The following is a 20,168-nucleotide window of genomic DNA, read 5'->3' as shown; positions in this document are numbered from 1 at the left end:
ATGGATAATCAAGAACAAAAACATCAGCGCCGCCCCAGGTATAAGGGTACTCACCCAAAAGCCTTTAAAGATAAATACAAGGAACTGCAGCCGGAGTTATATGCTGATGCTGTGGCAAAGGTCATTCAAAAAGGAAATACTCCTGCCGGTATGCATCGTTCTATTTGCGTGAAAGAAATATTAGAGTTCTTACAAATCACTCCCGGACAAACTGGATTGGATGCAACCTTAGGCTATGGCGGACATACGTTAGAGATGCTTAAATGTCTTAATTCAAAGGGGCACTTGTATGCTACTGATGTGGATTCTATCGAATTACCGAGAACAAGGGAGCGTTTGGAGCGCTTAGGTTATGGTCCGGAAATTTTAACAATCAAGCAAACAAACTTTTCCAATATTGATCAAATAACGTCCCAATCGGGACCATTGAATTTTATACTAGCAGATTTGGGTGTCTCTTCCATGCAAATAGACAATCCTGAAAGAGGATTTTCTTTTAAGACAGAGGGGCCATTAGACTTACGGCTCAATCCATCAAAAGGCATCTCTGCAGCGGATCGTCTTAAAACTATTTCCCACGAGGAATTATACGGTATGCTCCTGGAAAATGCGGACGAGCCTCATTCCGAAGAAATCGCCCTTGCCATTATTTCTGCAATAAAAAAAGGAACAGACATTACAACAACAAATCAGCTCCAGCAAATTATTAAAGATGCTTTGAAATTCATTCCGGAAAAAGACAGAAATAATGAAATCAAAAAATCCTGTCAAAGATGCTTTCAGGCGTTGCGGATTGATGTGAATAATGAATTTGAAGTGTTATATGAATTTTTAGAAAAACTTCCTGCTGCCCTGGCTGAAGGAGGGCGGGTTGCTATCCTTACGTTTCATTCCGGCGAGGACCGTCTCGTTAAAAAGTCCTTTCAACGCTTCTATCGAGAAGGGATCTATAGAGAAATAGCTCCAGAAGCGATCCGGCCATCAGCAGCTGAATGCAATTCCAATGGCCGTGCCCGGTGTGCAAAATTACGTTGGGCTATAAAATCTTAATAGAAAAGGGTAAGCCAGTACAGAAAATGATTACTGTTTTCGGTTGGGCTTACCCCTTTCTTCAATTACAGGAACAATATGAGAATAAATTAATCAATAACACTGTTTATATCAGAATAAAAATCTATAAAAGTAAAGAACGATCTACTGTTTAAGGTGGTTTAGATTTTCAACAGTCTCATCACCATTTCTCATATCTTACAATTTCATCCATCGCTTTTCTCGGTCGCTGTTTTGGTGTCTCATCTCCATATCCCAGCGTAATGATTCCGCACACATACTTATCATCCGGAATATTCAGAATAGGCCTGACAGCATCTTGCTCAAACCAGGCTGTCCAACAGGTCGCCAGACCCAGATGTTCCGCTTCAAGCAATATATGTTCCATTGCAATTGCTGTGTCTCGAATAATTTGCTTAAGCTCTTGTTCAGGGCTTCTCTCATCCAGTCTGACTTTGGTCTCCATGGAAATACGGCAGCGAATATCCGCTACGCACACAATAAATATGGGGGCTGTCATCATCCATTTTTGATGATGATCGGCAATTGAAAGCTTTTCTTTCGTTTCCTCCGATTCAATGATAAGGAACGTCCAGGGCTGCGTATTGCTTCCAGAAGGCGCTAATCTGGCACTTTCCAATAGTTTAACAAGCTTTTCTTTTTCAACTTTCTTATCCAGATATTTACGGACGCTTCTTCTGTTTTCGATTTGTTTTAGCATGGCAATCTCCTTTGCTAATAACTCACATTTTTAATGTTCAATGGACTGTAATACATCATGGCTGTCTTAACAAAAAAAGCAAATATCAGAGTGTCTTGAGTCAAGATTTACCGCTTTTTGTCCTTTACTGAAAATTTATTATAACTTCTTTTTTCTTTCAATGTTCCATCTGCTGTCATCCGATATTTCTTCTTTGATGATGAAGCGCTGTCCATGGAAGCTGTGTACAATGACTCTCTCTTTGACGATGCACCCGATTTCAGTGAAGCAGTCTTAGGTGATCTTTTTGATCTTATGATTGCATCCTTCGGGGGTTTGACTTGAGATTTCGGTGCTTTTGCTGTATCCCTTCTTGGCTGCACAATCTTTTTCGTTGGAACGTTGTTCATTAACGGGTAGGGATGATCTTTTATTTCTGTTAATTTCTTCCCAATCAACTTTTCAATATCGTTAAGCTGTCCCTTTTCGTCAAAATCACAGAAGGATATTGCTGTTCCGCCCAGTCCTGCCCTGCCTGTCCGGCCAATACGATGTACATACGTCTCCGGTGTATCCGGCAGATCAAAATTAATAACATGGGTCAGTTCATCTATGTCTATTCCTCTTGCCGCAATATCTGTTGCAAGCAAAATCCGCAATGTTTTGTCTTTAAAATTGCTTAATGCTCTCTGGCGTGCTCCTTGTGACTTATCACCATGGATTGCCTGGGCGACTACGTTATTCCTTGATAATTGCTTCATAAGCCGGTCAGCCCCGTGCTTGGTTCGAGTGAATACCAGTGCTGAAGCTATGTTTTTATCTTTCAGAATGTGCAGAAGCAGATCCTTCTTATTACTTTTATCAACAAAGTACAGATACTGCTCAATGGTATCCACTGTTGATGATACCGGAGTGATTGCTATTTTCGCAGGAGTCTTTAAAATCGTACCCGCCAGTTTGGCTATATCTGGCGGCATCGTAGCCGAGAAAAGTAATGTTTGCTTTTTCGAAGGTGTTTTAGCAATAATCCTTCTGACATCGTGAATAAATCCCATATCCAGCATACGGTCAGCTTCATCCAATATAAATATTTTAATATGTTCAATATTTACAATCTTTTGATCAATTAAGTCCAGCAGTCTTCCTGGTGTTGCCACAAGTATATCTACCTTTTGCTTTAAATTTTCTTCCTGCGGCTTTTGAGATACTCCCCCAAAGACTACACAGCAATTTAAATTGGTGAATTTTCCATAAGTATTAAAACTTTCATAAATTTGCAAAGCCAGCTCTCTGGTGGGTGTTACGATCAGGGCCCTTATATTTTGTCTTTCCTGATGAGACACTTTTTCTTCGCTGAGCAGCTGAATGGTTGGTATGGCAAATGCAGCTGTTTTTCCGGTACCAGTCTGGGCACAACCAAGTAAATCCCTGCCGCTTAATATAACAGGTATAGCCTCTTCCTGTATTGGTGTAGGAATATCGTAACTTTCTTTTTCTAATGCCATTATAATTTCAGGCATAATATCTAAATCTTTAAATTGCATAAACTCTCCTTTTGATCTGTATTGTTTTTATTTATTTCTTATCTGATGCTTGACCAAGCCAGTCTGTTTCCAGCCACATTACATCACATTCAGTATACCCTAAGCACATAAAAATGATGCCGTTTAAAACCGGTTCGGCATTTACTGCAATGGAATTTATTCAATGCTCAGTATGATTTACTTTCATATATATGAAATGCTGAAGAAGTAGTTTAACTTCTAAAATGGCTCTTACAAGATGAATTACCGCAAATACCCGCTATAGTTCCAGATAAGGCTGTATATAGATTGTCCATATTTCTTTTACAGCCCCTTCTGTAAACATGGCTTTCTGTACCATGGACATAGAAAGCCATGAGTATAATGATTATTATCTTTTCCACCAAAACAAGTTCCTTAGAACAATTTTAACATTCTGATATGGCTGCCGTTTTTATAGAATTCATAAGTTACTGTTCTTGTATCTATGTCTTCTATTTCGGCCTGGAAACTACTATTCTCTTTTACTAATTGCATACAAAGTTCAATAAGAAATTTACTAATGTTCCCTAAGCTTATTCTCTATTGAAACGTTAATATCTGATATAACCGGATTATTCATATCGGCTATTTTACATAAAAATTCATCTATATTAAGAATGATGTTTTGTGTTTTTTTCTTCCCAATAAGTAATATATTGTATTCTTCCAATAGCACTATAAATCTTCGTTTCTACAACTGCTGGAAAAATCCTGTCTTGATAGTCCTTTTCCTTCATTATTTCCAATACCTCATACATGCAATGAAAGGACTTTAAGTAATTATCAGTTATAATCAGTATAGCATAATCCATATCTCTGATGCTTTGCATGTATTCACGAATGCTTTTCCATTGACTAATATCTCTAATATCTTGATGTATACAAATATCTTCATCCTTAAAATATAAATTAATATTATCGGCAAAGATTTTATCCTTTTGACAATAGGAAACAAATATATTTATCATTATTCTCCCCCACTTTTATGATCATTTGTTTCATATACTGTAAATCAAATGATAAATGAATCAGCTTTGGCGAAAAAGCGACCACATTTTTTCTACATATGATTTTTTATTTTCCTCAAATTTTGTTTTTGCTTCATTTATGCTCTTTATATACTCCATTCTATTGTTTTTAATCTTTTCTCCCAGTCTGTTCATTTCGTCAATACCAAATGTGGGGATTTCAAAATTTTGGAGTTGGGAGTTATTAAGTATTTTTACTGTGGTGCCCGTATGGATCCCATTAATCATCTTCATACCAATTTCACTTTGAAAAAATTCAAAAAGAACATAGGGATTGTATCTTTTTTGATCTACACGTATAATCGTAAGATTGGAGCTAATTAAAGAAGGCTTAAATTCATTCTCCACAATTGCAAATTTCAGACTCCAGCCTTTTGATGTTACCAGGATGTCATTTGGCTTAATATCATATCTTCCCACCCATTCCCTTTTGACATGCTGAAATGTTACGGCTGAATCATAATTTACTCTCCCATTTTCTATTTCTTTTATATTAAGGCATAAATATCCCTCAGAATTGTCCTTGCAAACATCCTCATTTTTGACGTTAAGCCCTCTTTTAACCTCTGCTATATCTTTCAATAAGACTGTATCTAAAAACGATTTTTTAACGGCATCAAAATCAAGATATTCAATCGGATTTATTCTATATCCAAAGTCCTTAATCTTACCAATGTCAACAAACATACTGAAATGTTTTTTTTCAATGCCTTCTTTATAAGCTTTCGCTATTTCATCAATGCTCTCCATTGGAATGGCATACTGCATTCTATTGATTTTAATTGAATTTTGGCTGGCATTTATGAAAAGTATTTTGTCTCTTCTTTCATGCGACTTATTTTTGTTTAAGATAATAATTTCTGAACCCAGATTGGATTTTTCATACAAGCTATTTGGCAGAGTAATTATGCATTCAATTAAATCATCATTAATTATATTCTTTCTAATCTCTGATTCGCTTCCTCTAACCAATGCCCCTTTGGTCCCGATTAATATTCCAATTCCATTAGAGTTCATATTATATATGACATTTTGCCCAAAGGCCCATTCCGCACTATTTTTGACTGGTTTTCCATATTTCAGCCGAAAATCATGATTAAAAGAATTTTCTTCTGAATATGAACTTTGAGGCATATCTGATATAACTAAATCATATTCCGAACCATTTTTCAGATTTTCTTCCGGCAATAATACATCTCTATTCACAATATTAGAGTTCCTAAGTTCAAAAATTATCATTAACAGCTTTGAAACCAGAGTTGAAGAAAGAACGATCTCTTCTCCATGGTAATAAGGTAATTGCTTACTTGAAGTCTTCCTTATATTTTCAGAAAAGGTAATAGCAATTTTAGAACATCCACAGCAGTAAACGGCCATATCCCTTACTTTGTCTATATCAACGAGTCTATATATAAGCTCAATAACAGAATCGGGAGTATCATTGCTTCTATTAAACTCAGCTTCTGAAGACAAAATCAGCTGAAATACGGATTTCACCATATGCTTATCTAAATGCATTTCAGATATCAGTTCATATATATTTCTGAGTATTTTATTTATATTAATATCAGGATAGTTAATGGCATTATTTATTAGTTCTGTAAGTGCATTTTGAAATTCCCCATGCTCTTTCTCAAATTTTATAAGTGCCTTTGTTAAATTATCTACAAATCCTTTTTCATCGCATCTCTCAATCAGGAATGTACTATCACAATAATTTTTATTATCTTTAATCCATGCTATAGTGAGCATTACAGCAATGATTTCAAATGATTGGTCATATGAGAAATAGGGATCAAGTTCTTTATAGCATAAATTAATTCGTGAATAAAAATCACTGAGATTACGAATCACATTACACCTCCCAAAAGTATGTACATACTTTATACCATCATGTTTGTCATCAGTCAATAGTTTTTTGTAAAAAATTGAAAATTTCCATTTCCCGTATGGTTTCCCGCCAGTTTCCGGTTAGGATAGAAAACACCACCTTTTCAGTATTGAGCAGCGCAAATTTTATCGCCCTGTTGCAAACCATTGCTGTCAGTTCCTGATTTTGTACAGATCGGTATGCTCTATAGATTGTCAGTTTATAGTAATCCTATTTGGGACCACCTTTTTTTTACACCAGCATAGCTGTCTCCCTTATGCAGAACAAAAGGCTTCAGGCCGATTCCAAAAATCAATTTCCGTTTTATTCGTTGAAATCTATAGTCCTTCTGTTGTTCAATATCGTTATATAGCCTTTGGACACATCGTTTCACCTTGGAATTGAGTTTTGAATTTGAAGAGCAATCACTATTAAAAGGGATTTTTTCCACAATTGAACCGCACATTACTGCGCCAGAAAGCCTTAAAAGTTTGTTTAATACCCCTGAGGCTTCTTTTCCGCCATAATTCTCATAAGTTGTTACGCTTAATGCGTATTTCCTGTGCAGAAGCTGTTCTATGACAAAATGCCCTCTATCTATAAATACCTTTAGCACACCAGGAACATTGCTTGCGATTGTCGAAGATCCAATGATTACTCCATCGGCATTACAGAGTTCCTGTGATATTTTTTCAGCATCATCGTTTATAATACAGTGTCCAGTCTTATAACAGCTGCAACATCCTTTGCACAAAGTAATCGACTGCTCGCTTAAGTCAAAGAAAATAACACTTGCACCTTTCTGCAGCAGATTCTTTTCAATTACATGTAGAATATAAGCAGTTGAACCGCACTTTCTTGGACTTCCATTTATAATAACAATTTTCATCACCAAAGCATCTCCTATTTCAAATATTAATAATCGGCAATACTTTTTCGCCTGATTATCCAATATAATTATAGCTGTCTATGAAATCGCGCGGAGTTTCCTTGTTGTGAATGAGGTGATCTTTGCTACGAATTTATGTTATCAAGCGGAATTTTGCCGGAAGGAAACTGTCAGGATTGGCTGGAGGCTGTAGGTATGGAGATGCCGGCCACTATAGAGGAACTTCACGACGTTCTCTATGCATTCACCTACAATGATCCTGATCAGAACGGCAAAAACGACACCTACGGCTTTTCCTTAAAATACAGTGCCCTTCCCCGCTTTTCCACCCAGTTAAGCATCTATATGGGCTGACCGAATACATGGGGGATTAATGAAGCAGGAAATGTTGCACCTGAATTCTATTATGATACCTACACGAAATCCCTTACATGGTTTAGGCAGGCTTATTCCGAAGGTTTATTCAATCAGGATTTCCCCATCTGCAAGGATGAAATGCAGAACGTTACATCAGGTGCCGCCGGCATGTTGTTTCTGGGGAACTTAGAGGATGCTGCAACCCGCGTTACCGACCTGACTGCCGTTTACCCAAATGCTACGACCGATATCTTCCAGCTGTTAAAAGCAGAGCCTGACGCACCCTATCATATTACCGGCTACCAGGGATATACCGGCGGCGATCTGGAAAATCAGATCAATGATGCCAAAATCAAATATGTAATTGGAGAGCTGGATTTAGATGGTTGAAAGGCCGCCATTGAGGACTGGAAAGCTGCAGGCGGTGAGCAGATTATCAAAGAATATTCAGAGCAGTATAAAGCAGGTAAATAATATGGCATTTCTCCATTGTGAACTGAAAGCCGAATCAATTCGCATGGTCACTTCCGTCTGTGTGGTCCTACCGCAGGATTTCTACCGGACAGACTGTCCGGTTAAGACGCTGTATCTGCTTCATGGGCGTTCACATAACTATTCTGTCTGGACCCGCTATACCAGCCTGGAGCAATATGCACAGGCCCATAATGACGCCATTATCATGCCGGATATAAACCGGAGCTTATACAGCAACATGAAATACGGACTGGACTACCAGACCTATGTATCGGAAGAATTACCGGATCTATGCGAATCCATGATTCATTAGTCTATCGTCTATATTGGTCCAGCAAAAGCCGTATCCGGGAAAATACGGGCAAAAGCTATATTTCTCTTACTTATTATTTGCCCGTAATGCTATCATTCTTTTTACGTCATTAAGTATATCTATACTTTTCACATCAAGCATCAACCATTTTCCGCTATACCCGGAAATAGTTTGTTTAAATAAGATTTGGGTGTATTCAGTGCATAATGGCATTAACAGTTCTGCTTCATTCATTTCACGCATTCCTATCACCACCAACGCAATAAAATAACCTTTCATTGGATAAAGTATGCATAGCGGCTTCCCGCCTTTTTGATATTTGATATTCCAACCGCTTTGCATGGAACAACCGCTATAAGCTTTTTTAGGTGGTGTCCTATACGTATCTTCAAGGTAAGTGGTTATGTTATACCATAAATCGTTGTTTATAAATTCTTGGATATTTTCATCTGTTGGTGGGTGGGAGTTATCATATAATTCGTTCCATTGCATGTCATCACCTGATTTCTGATTCGGCTATGGGAACAGGTATTACCCATATCTCCATTTTGCGGACTTCCGGGTTTGTCGCATAATACTTTTCCACTGAAAAAGGCTGCGCCGTTAAACCGTGCTTTGGGAGCCAAATGTCAAATAAGTAATTCATGCTTTTATAGAGCGCGGATGATGTCAGTTCCGCGAAATTCTCCGCTTCAAATGAACAGATCACATATTCTGCGGCAGGCAGTTCCCACACTTCAAAATCGCCGGACGCTTTTGCTTCAGGCATTGCGGACGCTCCGACAAAATAGGTGAAGTATTTTTCAATCTTACCGCTTAACGATACCGCCAGTTCTATACCGTTCGGCACGAGACCTTGTATATCAGCCTTTTGATCGTGGAATTTATCCCACAGCAGACCGGGAACATCAACGCCCGTTGTCTCGCTGAGAGGAGTTTGTTGAGATAACGGCACCTGTCCGGAAAAACCAATGTAAAGCTCTGGAACATTTAGCACTTTACGTGATATATCCAAAACGATACTGTCAGTAATAAGCGGTACATTTTCGTCAATCATAGTGTAACCAAGTAACAAATCGGGCTTTACAATCTGATTTAACCGGACAGGATGATTGCGGTACTCCTCCGGGGTTATCCCGAAAGCGCTTTTAAAGGTTTTTGTGAAGCTTTCGTGGCTATTGAATCCGTACTCAAGGGCAATATCCAGTATACGCCTGTCCTTATCGCTAAGCGTTTCACATGCCCTTGCCAGTCTGCGCATTTTTACATATTCGTATACCGGACGCTTAACAAGTCGGGAAAAAAGGCGCTGAAAATAAAAAGGCGATAGTGCAGCGACTTTTGATAATTCTTCAGGCGTATTGTTTTGCGCTAAGTTGTCCTCGATAAAGTCCAATACATTTTGAATTGATTCCCATGCGTGCATAATAAACCCTCCATATTTTTTATGCCACAATTATATCAAAGCAAAAATTATTCCCGCTTGTCTGTCAATGCTCTTTTTTCTAGAACTGATACCGTAATTGTTTCGACATATTGCTTTGTTATGAATCGGGAAACAAAAGCGAACCACTGAAGTATGCCCTTTAAAATATAGATATTAGGCATTTCTATTCAATTTGCCGGGTTTTGAATTGTGCTCATAATGCGAAATTTGTTATCAACAAGAATTGAAACTCTGTATTTGATAATTCAGTTTTTTACTTTTCGCCAGCCTTGAAGTTCAAGAATATTGCCTTCTGGATCCCTCGCATAAACAAATACTGCTTCTACATTATTCGGATATCCAGCTTCAAAAGCTAAATGTGCAATACCTGGACGGTTAATTTCTGCGGGAAGGCATTCTTTTAGCTCATCGTAAGAAAAAATCCCAAGAGTAGGATGCTCTTGTCCATAACCAGGCAAAAGCAAATGCTCACCAATAATATGCGCTCCGCTCAAACAGGTCAGTATATCTAGCCACGCCCGCTTAGATTACGTGTCTCGTTAATGCTCTTGCAATGAAGCACTGTCTTATAAAAATCTATCAGTTTACCCGCATTCTTAGCAATGATATTAGAATGAACGTATCTAAACATATTCAACAGTTCCTTTTCACTTCTGCGTATTATATAAATGATAAGCAATAAAGGCGGCACTATCAATTCCTGTTTCTATCTGTCGCTTTCGAATTATCGGCAAAAAACGCAATAACCTAATCTCTATTGGGCCTTAAAGGTTTTTCCCGCTCTTTTACTAATTTATTTTCAGAGGTGACTACTACCTTTGCATAGTTTATTTTAATTCCAGTAAATCTAATGACATATTCCTTATCCTTTTCAAGGGTATCAAGAGAAATAGCGAAATTAGTTTTATCGACATTTCCGTTCCATTCTTTGCTCCAAAAAACTTGTCCAGTTTCATTGTCCGCAATCTCTAAACTACTGCGTTTACCTTTTATCTGAATAGAAATATCTAAATCTAATATATTGATATCATCGGATACATATATTAACTTTTCATATATAAAAGGGTCAGATGTATCATAATTTTCTGTTAATTCTATTTCAATAATTGTTTTCGCAGTTGATCTATTACATGAAGCAGACACAGCACTGATTAAAAATAATATAAGACAAGTTGTAATTTTATTGTTTTTCATTGTAAAACACCTTTCACAATTGTACCCTTGATTCTGTATAAACTCATTAAATGGAATGGGCTAGCTCACCTTTTTCCTTAATAAATTCCAGAAATTTTAGTTTTTCCATTTCTTCTGAAAAAGCGGTTACCGGAAGAATATATGCCTGTACAGAGCTAAAATAAATATAAATAGCTTTTTCTGTTATAGCAACTTTTTCAATCAACGAATACTTTATTACATTTTCTGTATTTGGTGTGATTTCATGTATTTTCTCATTATCGAACTTTAAGATTGCCTCGTTGCTGTAAGGGAGCCTACCTTCCTTTTTCATTTGTATCACTCTGTTATTCATGGATTTTAGAATTATCTTTTTGCTATACCCAATCCACAAAATAGAAAAAACCGTCATCATAATAGCTTCAATCAAAATCAGTTCAAAATCAGAGCCTGCAATACAAAATATAACAAGGACCATAAAACAAAGGAATGGAATAATTAATCTAAAGGACATCAAAGATTTTTTACCAGAAGGACTATTTAATAAATGATATTGATTAAATAGTAAATAATCATTATCATCTAAAAATATATTAAACTCAAACATAATTTTCGCCTCTTATTCTACAAATACTGTATTATTTCAGCATATACATTCAGGGCACTCTTAATCAGATGTGGCTTACGCTGTATAATGCTCTAAAGTCCAATTTACCACGCATTAATCATAATAATATTAAAGTATCACTATAAATCATTTAATCAATCCGTTGTGAGGCATTGTACTTAATTCATAAATTTTTGTTCTCAATTTATTTTCTTTTTAAGAGGTTCAAGAGTTATTGCTCGTATTATTAACAACGTTCCATTTTGTAACAAGTTACAGGAATAAGGCTGATATCTCTGGCCGTGACTTCATGGCCTGCTGATCAACTTACTTTGCTTCATTTCTTGCTTTTAGGTATTGTGCACTGAAAATATAAGTATAAATACGGGTTCTTTGAAATCTCCTTTCCTCTGATCTGTTCTTCATGTATTTGTCCATGTTTATCACCACATAGTTTTATAGTGTATCCAGCTAAAGTCATTTAATGCCGGACTTTCTTCACCGCACTTCATTAATAGCTATTTTGCAAACTAAATTACACACGAAATGAAAGAGTTTGGGGAAGTTACCTGGCTTATAATGATAGCAAGACAGGTGATAAAATGATTGATGAGAAATACACCTTTGAATGGGTGAACTCAGAAGAACAAAATAAACAACCAGCAAACCAAACGCTGCGAAAAGTAACATTTGACTTGCTGGTTGTTTGGTATCGCTTCAGTATTCTCAACTCCCTCTGGGTGCTATATTTTCATATTGTAAGCCAGCTGGCGGAGCCATTCATATCATACCTCTGCCGCACTTCTGCAGCAATTTTTTCCCTGGGATTTTGCCAGATAAAGGGCCTGGTCACAAAGCTTATAAAGCACATCAATATCTGTTCCTTCGTCAGGGAGAATGCTGAAAAAGCCTATGCTTATTGTATACTTTATCGTAGGATCAGCTTCTACGGACGAATTCTCTACCGTGAATCTCAGCCGTTCTGCAACTTCTTCCACATTTTTCTCATCTGTCCCGGGAAGTAATATTGCAAATTCCTCGCCTCCATACCTGCCGAATAAATCGCAGTTTCTCAATTGTTTTTTAAGAGTACTGGCAAAATCCTGTAATACAATATCACCCACAAAATGCCCGTACTTGTCATTGATCTTTTTAAAGTCATCAATATCAATCAATAAAAATGAGATTTTTTCTTGCTTCTTAAAACACAGGGAAATAAGCTCTTTTGAACGCAATATAAAGGTCTTTCGGTTCAAAATATCTGTCAATCCGTCAAAAGATGCAGCTCTTAAAAGCTCTAAATCCTGCTTTTCCTTATCTAAGAGGATGAACCCGGTGCTTCCTGCAAGCATCACAACGTAGAGCAGCAAAAACAACCAGGTATTAAAAATGTTTGTTGATGCCAGATTCATATCCAGATCTGTGGTCAATGCTGCAACAGCCCGGAATATCAAAAACAATATGGTAAGGCTGTATAAGATGGCAATTACTATTTGCAGCCTGGAAGCTTTCTTATCGGTAAAAAGCTTATACACGGGGAATACCATTAATATTGCTGTAATGGAGGATGCAAATGTAATCCTGACGTTCTCAGGAAATCCGTATCCTGTCGCAGCAAGAAATACGATGATGCAGCCAATAAGTAAGGCGGTATAAGAACGTTTTACCGTTTCAGTATAATTGCTTTTCAGCATCATAAGAGCAATCAGTTCCAAAGCCGCACCGGTAAACAAGGTCGAGTTGCCCACAGCGACTAAAATCATACTGGGTATTATGCCTCTCAGACCAAGCATAACCCATGCGGCAGGCTGCAGCAATTTTGAAAGCAAAAACATATTGACCGCCTTGCTTCTCTTCTGCTGCTGGGTATAAGCAATAATGAGCGCACCTGTTAAAAGATGGCCTAATACAAGAACAATTAAAATTGTTGCCATGTTAATATTGAAAAGAATCATCTGTATCCCCCACAGTTCCAAACTGACTTTTTTAATTAATATTTTGTTTTATTCTTCATCATGATTATTGCTTCAATACAATCCGTTGCAGGAAACATATCTACCCCCCATCCCATTTTCGCCTCATACCCCTTCTTTTGAAAATACTCCAAATCCCTTGCAAGCGTTTCAGGCCCGCAGGACACATAAATAACTGTTTCAGGCCTCATTTTCGCTACAGAATCAATAAACTCTTCCGTGCTTCCGCTCCTTGGCGGATCCATAAACACCACATCCACATGTTCTCCGCTCTCCGCCATGTTCACCATAAACTTGCCTGCATCATTGCAGAAGAATCTGGCATTCTTAATCTCATTGAGCTTGGCATTTTCCAACGCATCCCGCACTGCTTCCCGATTCAGTTCAACGCCAATAACTTCCTTTGCATGCTTACTGGCAACAATTCCTATGGTACCAATCCCGCAATAGGCGTCGATCACCCTTTCTTTACCTGTAAGCCCTGCAGCCTCAATGGCTTTGTTATAGAGAACCTCCGTTTGTACCGGATTTACCTGGTAAAAGGATTTGGAAGAAATACGGAAACGGCAGCCGCAGAGAATGTCCTCAATATATCCTTTCCCATACAGCACATGCTCCTTATTCCCCAGCACCATGCTTGTATCCCGGCCGTTTACATTCTGTATGATCGTAGTGATCTCCGGGTGTTTCTCCCGCAGGGCTTTTACAAAATTGTTTTTAGAAGGAAAAACCGGTGAGGCAGTTATCAGAACCACCATAATTTCCTCCGTAGTAAATCCCCTCCGTACGAGTACATGGCGCAGTAACCCATACCCGGTATCCTCATCGTAGGTACGTATTTTAAAGGACTTCAACATGCCCCTTATGGTTCCGATAATCTCATCCGCTTTTTGATCCTCGATCATACAGCGTTCCACCGGAACAACCCTGTGGGAGCTCGCTTCATATATGCCTGAAACAGGATTCCCTTTTTTGTCATGGTCAAACACTGCATGAACCTTATTGCGGTAATGATAGGGATTCTCCATTCCAATGATCGGTGCAACACGGCAATATGGTTTCAGCAATTTCTCCAGATATTTTTGCTTTTGCTCCAGCTGTTTTTCATAAGGCATGTCCAAAAGCTGACAGCCTCCACACTTACTGGATACAGGACATTGGGAAGAAAATCTTCTTACTCTTCTGTTTTCCTTTTGAAACATCATACCGTCCCCGCCGCTTTTACTGCTGTCACTGCCATTTTTGCCGCTTCCACTATGGTGGCTTCCAATCCTTTCATCGTAGCCGCCGCTCCTGCCAATGGGGCTGCCGCTCTTACTGCGGTTGCTTCCGACCCTGTCATCGTTTTTGCCGTTCCAGTCATTGCTGTTTCTGTTATTACCACTGTCTTTGCCTGTCTTGCCACCGTCGCTTCGGGTTTTACCTCTATTCTTGCTGTTCCTATCATTATAGCTGCCGGTCCTGCCATCGCTATTTCCGGTCTTGCCTCTGGTACTGCTGTTCCTGTCATTATAGCTGCCGGTCCTGCCATCGCTATTTCCGGTCTTGCCTCTGGTACTGCTGTTCCTGTCATTATAGCTGCCGGTCCTGCCATCGCTATTTCCGGTCTTGCCTCTGGTACTGCTGTTCCTGTCATTATAGCTGCCGGTCCTGCTGTCTTCCTTTCCCTTCTCTCCGCCGATCTTCCTCTTATCACTGCCCTTTACCATTCTGTCATTCCTGAATTTCTCTTTTTTCAGCCTGTTATCTATCATAAATACAATCCATCCTTCCTAAATCTGATCTCTTTCAGCTTTTGATCTTTTCCTATATTTATTCATTTCCTATCCTTATTACCTTCCAATTCAACCTTTCCACATAATAAAACCCGGCCTTTTATAAAACCATTTTAATTACTGTTTTTTCGCCGGGCTTTTTATCTGTTTTTTTCTCCACAGCTATTATAATACATCTCCTTCTCCAAAACCACTGAAATTCTTACGCACATACAAAAAATACTTGTAATTTTTTCTACCTCGGATATAATAAATCATAAAAAGACAAAAGGAAGTGCAACACATGGTTGATACATACGATAACTTTTTCCTGGATAAAACCCTTTATAACGGACGGCCAGGCAATTTAACAGGACGTCTTCCCAAAGAAATCCGCACCTATGACCTTCTGGACAAACTGAACATATCCTATCAGCGTGTAGATCACTCTCCCCTTCCCACCATAGAGGCCTGCCGGGAGGTTGATGCGCTGTTACAAATAGACATCTGTAAGAATCTGTTTCTGCGAAATGCCCAGAAAACTGATTTCTATCTTCTCCTGCTGCCTGGGGGAAAGAAATTCCGCACCGCCGCTCTTTCCAGGCAGATCGGCTCCGCAAGGCTCTCCTTTGCAGAGCCGGAATTTATGTCCCAATTTCTGGACATCACCCCTGGCTCGGTTTCGGTCCTGGGCCTTATGAATGATAAAGGCCGCCGCGTCAGACTGCTGATCGATAAGGATGTGCTTTCCAGCGAATTCTTTGGCTGCCATCCCTGTATCAATACCTCCAGCCTGAAGTTTAAAACCGTGGATCTTTTGGACAAGATCCTTCCGGCTATTCCTTGTGAATACACATTAGTAGACTTACCTTCCGGACAGGATTGATCCCTGTTTGTGCAGCCGGGTCTATTATATTATAATAATAAAAGTATAAAAGGGGCTGTTGCACTAAGCAACAGCCCCTTTCATGGTTTTTGACAGTCAGGCTATCCAAACGTCCGAAAACGCCTTAGACCCTTTGACTTTGGTTCCCCACCTTTTGGTGGGTTTGCCCTTGGCTCTATTCTGTTGTTTTGGTTATCCTCTTGTTTTTAGTACGGCGATACTTGTGTTGGATCATAAGAAATCCAACACATTTTTTTGCATTTTTCACCATATTTTTGCTTTCCGTTAAATCGGTAAATGGAGCAAAGCGTATCCGCGCTTATGACGCGCTCAATAGCATCGGCATTTAATACCGCTATTTATTTTGAAACAGACAGGGTCTCCACAAGAAAATCTTCAATGTTTGCAATCTTCTCCACCATAGAAACAGAGTAACAGCAATATCACATAAACGCACAGTGTCACCGATACTGAAGGAAACTGAATAAACAGCTTTCAAATAATTCCTAATAGAATCTGTCAATTGCTTCATAGGAGTCCCCCCTTATGCTGGTTTGGCGGTCTACTGCATAGCCTGATTTGTCTGCCACAGGCTGACCTCCTGGCTGATATCCCACAAGTTTTTATAAAGACCATCTTCCAGCCGGAGTACATCGTGCTTTCCTGACTCTGCAAGCTGTCCATGATTAAGAACCAGAATTTGATCCGCAGTTCTAACAGCAGACAAGTTATGAGCGATAATGACAAGTGTCTTATTTTTAATTAAATGGTTGATCGCCCGTTGTATCAGCGCTTCGTTTTCAGGGTCTATGCTGGAGGTCGCTTCATCCAACAGGATAATCGGAGCGTCCTTCAGAATGGCTCTCGCAATAGATATTCTCTGCTTCTGTCCGCCAGAAAGAGTATTTCCACCTTCTCCGATCATCGTGTCAAAGCCATGCTCCATCTCCATAATAAAATCATAGCAACAAGCCTTCTTAGCCGCTTCAATGAGTTCCTCCATAGACGCGTCCTGCTTGCCAAAACGGATATTGTTAGCTATCGTATCCTGAAACAGATACACCTTCTGAAATACCATACTGACATAGGAGAGGACTTGATCCAGGGACATATCCCGTATGTCGATACCGCCAATTTGAACCTTTCCCTGGGAGACATCATAAAAACGTGGGATTAGCTTTGTAATGGTGCTTTTTCCGCTGCCGGACGAACCAACCAGCGCCGCAGACGTATACTCCGGCACATGAAACGACAGATCCTTAAGAACCGGTTCCTTTCCATATCCGAAGGTTACATGATCAAATGTGATATCAAAGCGCTCCGGAATGGTGCCAGCTGTCTTTTCAACGTTCCCTTTTAATCCGGCGTTGGTGATTTCTTCAATTCGATCCAAAGAGGCCTCCATAATACGCAGCATGGGCGTTTGGGAAGCACACTGCTCAAGTCCTGCAAACATCGTTAAGGATGCAACCAAGAGCATTAGATAAGCAGATAATTCAAGACTGCCAGACAGCGCGGCCAAAGATGAAACAAGGACTGTAACACAGCCTGCCAGCTTTACAACCATCTGAAAAATTGACACCCACTGTACAAACCCGCGTTCTACCTGAAAGGAACGGATATTGCTGTTATGAAACGCATCAGAAATACGCTTTGCCTGTCGGCCTTTCATTCCATATGCTTTCGCCGTAATAATTCCCTGAGCAAATTCAATGGCCGCTGAGCCAAGCTCCGCCTGGGTGTTCTGCCGAAGAGGGCCCAGTTCTTTCCCTTTTTTCTGAAGCAAAGCAAAGATGAGCACGGACGGCAATAACGCTATGATGGCGGCAAGACCGATTCTCCAATCAAAGGCAAGCAGGAACACAGCGGTTACAGCCGTCATCAAAAATCCGTTTACCACCTTATCCAGAATAAACATCACATACATCTCAATAAAACTGAGATCGGTGGTCATGCAGGCGGTTAAATCGCCTTGCTTATGCGCATCAAAAAACGACATGGGTGCCTGCCTTAATAGGCTTCCGATTTTCAAGCGGCTTTCCGCCACCATTTCAAATCCTGCAGAGGATTGAAACCTGGATAATAAATAACGGAACAGTATCCGCCCTATGAGTCCCATCAAAAGCAAGCCTATCGCGATGGCAGCCTCCCAGCCGGTAATGACACCGTTTTGATAAGTATTGATGATATAAAAAATTGCTATTAATGGAAATACATTAAAAATACCCTCGATAAATCCAAAGACGAACCCATAGATAATTCTGGGTCTCAGGCTGCCGGACATTCTCAGTATGCGGCGCAGCAGCTTAATCATGTTCACACCTCCCAATGCTCCATTTCTCCGCACTGACGCAGGCGTTCCATAGCCTTGCGTAATACGGGCAGCGCCCAAGCAGCGCGTCATGGTTTCCTGTATCAATCAGCTTTCCATGATCCATCACCAGAATTTGTTTGGCTCCCGCAACTGTTTTTAGCCGATGGGCAACCATAATGACCGTTTTCTCCTGTACCAGCTTCTGCAGGGCCATCTGCACCTTTCGTTCGTTCTCCATGTCCATGCTGGCGGTAGGCTCATCAAGCAGTAGAATCGGGGCATTTTTCAGTATGGCACGGGCGATGCAGACACGTTGGCGCTCGCCTCCGGAGAGCAAATCACCGCCACTGCCCACAACGGTATCCAACCCCTCTTTCAGCCGATGAATGATTTCCTCACACCCGGAAGCTCTCACCGCTTCCGAAATCTCCTCCTTCGTGGCGCCGGGCTTTCCAAGCAGAATATTGTCGCAAATACTCATGTCAAACAAAAAATTATCCTGATCGACAATGCTGATGATATTCATTAGCTGTTCCTGTGGGATTTCCCGAACGTCCCTGCCGCCGATACATATTCTGCCGCTGTCAATTTCCCAAAACCTTGCAATCAGCCGCAAAAGCGTGCTTTTTCCAGCTCCGGATTCTCCGACAATTGCCGTAACGCCGGAGGAGGGGAACTCTGCGCTCACACTGTCCAACGCAAGCGACTGGTTGTAGGAAAACCGGACATTTTCTAAGGTAATCCGGAAATTGTTGATGGTTACTGGAACGGAAGCGTACTGAGGCTCTTCCTGTTCAAGAAAATCATGTACTTCGCGTTCTGTTTTGACAATGACAGCAAAGTTATCAATAAATTCAGTCAGCTTAATCAGCGGCGGAATTAAGGCAAAGGAGAGCAAAAAGAATAAGAGCAAGGTAGCCAGAGAAATCTCGCCCTGCCCGAGCAAGACCATGCCTACCGGCAAAACGCCTGCAATGGCAGAAGGAAGAATCACATAGTATGCCGAGTTATAGGGCCAGTTGTGCCGATACCATGCCAATGTAAACTCCTTATAATAATTCACAGCCTGATGGAGCTTTTCAAAACTTCTGTCTGCCTGATTAAAAATCTTTATTACATCAATTCCATCAATATATTCCACTACGGTCTGGTTAAGGGCCTCTCCTGCCTTCATAAATTGCGCATACCGTTGCCCATATCCCCGAAACATGGCTTTCATAATTATTAGTCCTATAGGTACAGTAATCAGTGCGCTGAAAGCCAAGCGGACATTCATAAACAACATGAGAGAGAACGTTATCAGAAAGGCCGACAGATTTCCTGTTACCTCTGGGATTGCATGAGCAAGAGGATATTCCAGCTTCTCAACCTCATCCAGCACAAGATTTTTGTATTCGCCCGATGAGTACTTCCGAATTGTCCCCATGGAGAGCCGACTCATTTTGTCAGTTACACTTTGACGAATATTTTCAAGAATCTCAAAAGTGTACCGATGGGATAGCAGCGTACTCCCGCCATGCAGTATACCTTGGAGGATATATGCCAATGCAGACAAGACCACCCAAAGCAGCAAGCCTTGATAGGTCAGATTACCGGCAAGATAGTTACCGGCAATCTGGCCTATTATAAGATAGGGGACGAGACCACTTACAACTCCAAGAATAGACAACAGAGCAGAAAGCAGCATAGGTCCCTTTTTTCCCCGCGCAAAAGTCATGATTCCCCGCACAGTGGAATGTTTTGCAGCAGTTTTAATATTCAACTTCTC

At 40.0% G+C, this 20,168-nt stretch carries 19 protein-coding genes and 1 riboswitch; of the genes, 5 read left to right on the top strand and 14 right to left on the bottom strand.

The window, feature by feature from the left end:
- Complete coding sequence (gene rsmH, locus K401_RS0119220; protein ID WP_024294478.1) at positions 1-1,050, top strand: 16S rRNA (cytosine(1402)-N(4))-methyltransferase RsmH; 1,050 nt, start codon at positions 1-3, stop codon at positions 1,048-1,050.
- A gap of 181 nt (positions 1,051-1,231) precedes the next feature.
- On the opposite strand, the gene K401_RS0119215 is transcribed toward rsmH, so the two are convergent.
- The 5 genes from K401_RS0119215 to K401_RS0119190 all read right to left on the bottom strand — a co-directional run bounded on the left by K401_RS0119215 (position 1,232) and on the right by K401_RS0119190 (position 7,102).
- Complete coding sequence (locus K401_RS0119215; RefSeq protein ID WP_024294477.1) at positions 1,232-1,771, bottom strand: nitroreductase family protein; 540 nt, start codon at positions 1,769-1,771, stop codon at positions 1,232-1,234.
- Between the two features lie 107 nt (positions 1,772-1,878).
- A complete protein-coding gene (locus tag K401_RS0119210; RefSeq protein ID WP_024294476.1) occupies positions 1,879-3,294 on the bottom strand; it encodes a DEAD/DEAH box helicase in 1,416 nt (471 codons plus the stop codon).
- 632 nt (positions 3,295-3,926) lie between these two features.
- Positions 3,927-4,283 (bottom strand): toll/interleukin-1 receptor domain-containing protein, encoded by a 357-nt coding sequence (locus K401_RS0119205; RefSeq protein WP_024294475.1) that lies wholly within the window; start codon positions 4,281-4,283, stop codon positions 3,927-3,929.
- 60 nt (positions 4,284-4,343) lie between these two features.
- On the bottom strand, positions 4,344-6,197 hold the full coding sequence (locus K401_RS0119200) for an N-6 DNA methylase (protein ID WP_024294474.1): 1,854 nt from the start codon (positions 6,195-6,197) through the stop codon (positions 4,344-4,346).
- Between the two features lie 236 nt (positions 6,198-6,433).
- Entirely contained in the window at positions 6,434-7,102 is a 669-nt protein-coding gene (locus K401_RS0119190; RefSeq protein ID WP_024294473.1) for a flavodoxin family protein, read from the bottom strand.
- A gap of 195 nt (positions 7,103-7,297) precedes the next feature.
- Here K401_RS0119190 and K401_RS0119185 point away from each other — a divergent pair, with 195 nt between their 5' ends.
- The 3 genes from K401_RS0119185 to K401_RS0119175 all read left to right on the top strand — a co-directional run bounded on the left by K401_RS0119185 (position 7,298) and on the right by K401_RS0119175 (position 8,246).
- The gene (locus K401_RS0119185) at positions 7,298-7,456 is read left to right on the top strand and encodes a hypothetical protein (protein WP_156945293.1); all 159 of its coding nucleotides are present in this window, start codon (positions 7,298-7,300) and stop codon (positions 7,454-7,456) included.
- A 141-nt stretch (positions 7,457-7,597) separates the two neighbouring features.
- Entirely contained in the window at positions 7,598-7,849 is a 252-nt protein-coding gene (locus tag K401_RS0119180) for a hypothetical protein (protein WP_024294471.1), read from the top strand.
- Positions 7,842-8,246 (top strand): alpha/beta hydrolase, encoded by a 405-nt coding sequence (locus K401_RS0119175; protein ID WP_024294470.1) that lies wholly within the window; start codon positions 7,842-7,844, stop codon positions 8,244-8,246. Before K401_RS0119180 ends, K401_RS0119175 begins: the two co-directional genes overlap by 8 nt.
- A 66-nt stretch (positions 8,247-8,312) precedes the next feature.
- Here the strand turns inward: K401_RS0119175 and K401_RS0119170 are convergent, their stop codons facing one another.
- The 7 genes from K401_RS0119170 to rlmD all read right to left on the bottom strand — a co-directional run bounded on the left by K401_RS0119170 (position 8,313) and on the right by rlmD (position 15,200).
- Positions 8,313-8,738, bottom strand: a complete 426-nt coding sequence (locus K401_RS0119170) for a DUF3788 domain-containing protein (protein WP_024294469.1) — start codon at positions 8,736-8,738, stop codon at positions 8,313-8,315.
- A 4-nt stretch (positions 8,739-8,742) separates the two neighbouring features.
- A complete protein-coding gene (locus tag K401_RS0119165) occupies positions 8,743-9,672 on the bottom strand; it encodes an AraC family transcriptional regulator (RefSeq protein ID WP_024294468.1) in 930 nt (309 codons plus the stop codon).
- 266 nt (positions 9,673-9,938) lie between these two features.
- Positions 9,939-10,187, bottom strand: a complete 249-nt coding sequence (locus K401_RS33650) for a VOC family protein (protein ID WP_242842324.1) — start codon at positions 10,185-10,187, stop codon at positions 9,939-9,941.
- 253 nt (positions 10,188-10,440) lie between these two features.
- Positions 10,441-10,887, bottom strand: a complete 447-nt coding sequence (locus tag K401_RS0119155; protein ID WP_024294467.1) for a DUF4624 family lipoprotein — start codon at positions 10,885-10,887, stop codon at positions 10,441-10,443.
- 46 nt (positions 10,888-10,933) lie between these two features.
- Complete coding sequence (locus K401_RS0119150; protein ID WP_024294466.1) at positions 10,934-11,473, bottom strand: YcxB family protein; 540 nt, start codon at positions 11,471-11,473, stop codon at positions 10,934-10,936.
- Between the two features lie 785 nt (positions 11,474-12,258).
- Positions 12,259-13,428 (bottom strand): GGDEF domain-containing protein, encoded by a 1,170-nt coding sequence (locus K401_RS0119145; RefSeq protein WP_024294465.1) that lies wholly within the window; start codon positions 13,426-13,428, stop codon positions 12,259-12,261.
- Between the two features lie 35 nt (positions 13,429-13,463).
- Positions 13,464-15,200, bottom strand: a complete 1,737-nt coding sequence (rlmD, locus tag K401_RS0119140; RefSeq protein WP_242842323.1) for a 23S rRNA (uracil(1939)-C(5))-methyltransferase RlmD — start codon at positions 15,198-15,200, stop codon at positions 13,464-13,466.
- Positions 15,201-15,504: 304 nt separating this feature from the next.
- On the opposite strand from rlmD, the gene K401_RS0119135 reads away from it, so the two are divergent.
- Positions 15,505-16,086 carry a prolyl-tRNA synthetase associated domain-containing protein gene (locus K401_RS0119135; RefSeq protein ID WP_034620194.1) on the top strand — a complete coding sequence of 194 codons (582 nt, stop codon included), beginning with the start codon at positions 15,505-15,507 and terminating at the stop codon, positions 16,084-16,086.
- A gap of 88 nt (positions 16,087-16,174) precedes the next feature.
- A riboswitch (cyclic di-GMP riboswitch) is annotated at positions 16,175-16,264 on the bottom strand.
- 384 nt (positions 16,265-16,648) lie between these two features.
- On the opposite strand, the gene K401_RS0119125 is transcribed toward K401_RS0119135, so the two are convergent.
- The gene (locus K401_RS0119125; protein ID WP_024294462.1) at positions 16,649-18,400 is read right to left on the bottom strand and encodes an ABC transporter ATP-binding protein; all 1,752 of its coding nucleotides are present in this window, start codon (positions 18,398-18,400) and stop codon (positions 16,649-16,651) included.
- Positions 18,393-20,087, bottom strand: coding sequence for an ABC transporter ATP-binding protein (locus K401_RS0119120; RefSeq protein WP_242842360.1), 1,695 nt, complete (start codon positions 20,085-20,087; stop codon positions 18,393-18,395). Before K401_RS0119120 ends, K401_RS0119125 begins: the two co-directional genes overlap by 8 nt.
- Positions 20,088-20,168 lie beyond the last annotated feature (81 nt).

This window comes from Lacrimispora indolis DSM 755, from assembly GCF_000526995.1.
Classification (GTDB): Bacteria; Bacillota; Clostridia; order Lachnospirales; family Lachnospiraceae; genus Lacrimispora; species Lacrimispora indolis.
This window is presented reverse-complemented; position numbering and strand designations above follow the sequence as displayed.

Coding starts and splice junctions, on each gene's coding strand:
- K401_RS0119170 (WP_024294469.1), bottom strand. CDS start 8,738: ATGCAATGGAACGAATTATATGATAACTCCCACCCACCAACAGATGAA.
- K401_RS0119150 (WP_024294466.1), bottom strand. CDS start 11,473: ATGTTTGAGTTTAATATATTTTTAGATGATAATGATTATTTACTATTT.
- rlmD (WP_242842323.1), bottom strand. CDS start 15,200: ATGATAGATAACAGGCTGAAAAAAGAGAAATTCAGGAATGACAGAATG.
- K401_RS0119145 (WP_024294465.1), bottom strand. CDS start 13,428: ATGATTCTTTTCAATATTAACATGGCAACAATTTTAATTGTTCTTGTA.
- K401_RS0119215 (WP_024294477.1), bottom strand. CDS start 1,771: ATGCTAAAACAAATCGAAAACAGAAGAAGCGTCCGTAAATATCTGGAT.
- K401_RS0119125 (WP_024294462.1), bottom strand. CDS start 18,400: ATGATTAAGCTGCTGCGCCGCATACTGAGAATGTCCGGCAGCCTGAGA.
- K401_RS0119185 (WP_156945293.1), top strand. CDS start 7,298: ATGGAGATGCCGGCCACTATAGAGGAACTTCACGACGTTCTCTATGCA.
- K401_RS0119155 (WP_024294467.1), bottom strand. CDS start 10,887: ATGAAAAACAATAAAATTACAACTTGTCTTATATTATTTTTAATCAGT.
- K401_RS0119190 (WP_024294473.1), bottom strand. CDS start 7,102: ATGAAAATTGTTATTATAAATGGAAGTCCAAGAAAGTGCGGTTCAACT.
- K401_RS0119210 (WP_024294476.1), bottom strand. CDS start 3,294: ATGCAATTTAAAGATTTAGATATTATGCCTGAAATTATAATGGCATTA.
- K401_RS0119180 (WP_024294471.1), top strand. CDS start 7,598: ATGCAGAACGTTACATCAGGTGCCGCCGGCATGTTGTTTCTGGGGAAC.
- K401_RS0119205 (WP_024294475.1), bottom strand. CDS start 4,283: ATGATAAATATATTTGTTTCCTATTGTCAAAAGGATAAAATCTTTGCC.
- K401_RS0119165 (WP_024294468.1), bottom strand. CDS start 9,672: ATGCACGCATGGGAATCAATTCAAAATGTATTGGACTTTATCGAGGAC.
- K401_RS0119120 (WP_242842360.1), bottom strand. CDS start 20,087: ATGCTGCTTTCTGCTCTGTTGTCTATTCTTGGAGTTGTAAGTGGTCTC.
- K401_RS0119175 (WP_024294470.1), top strand. CDS start 7,842: ATGGTTGAAAGGCCGCCATTGAGGACTGGAAAGCTGCAGGCGGTGAGC.
- K401_RS0119135 (WP_034620194.1), top strand. CDS start 15,505: ATGGTTGATACATACGATAACTTTTTCCTGGATAAAACCCTTTATAAC.
- rsmH (WP_024294478.1), top strand. CDS start 1: ATGGATAATCAAGAACAAAAACATCAGCGCCGCCCCAGGTATAAGGGT.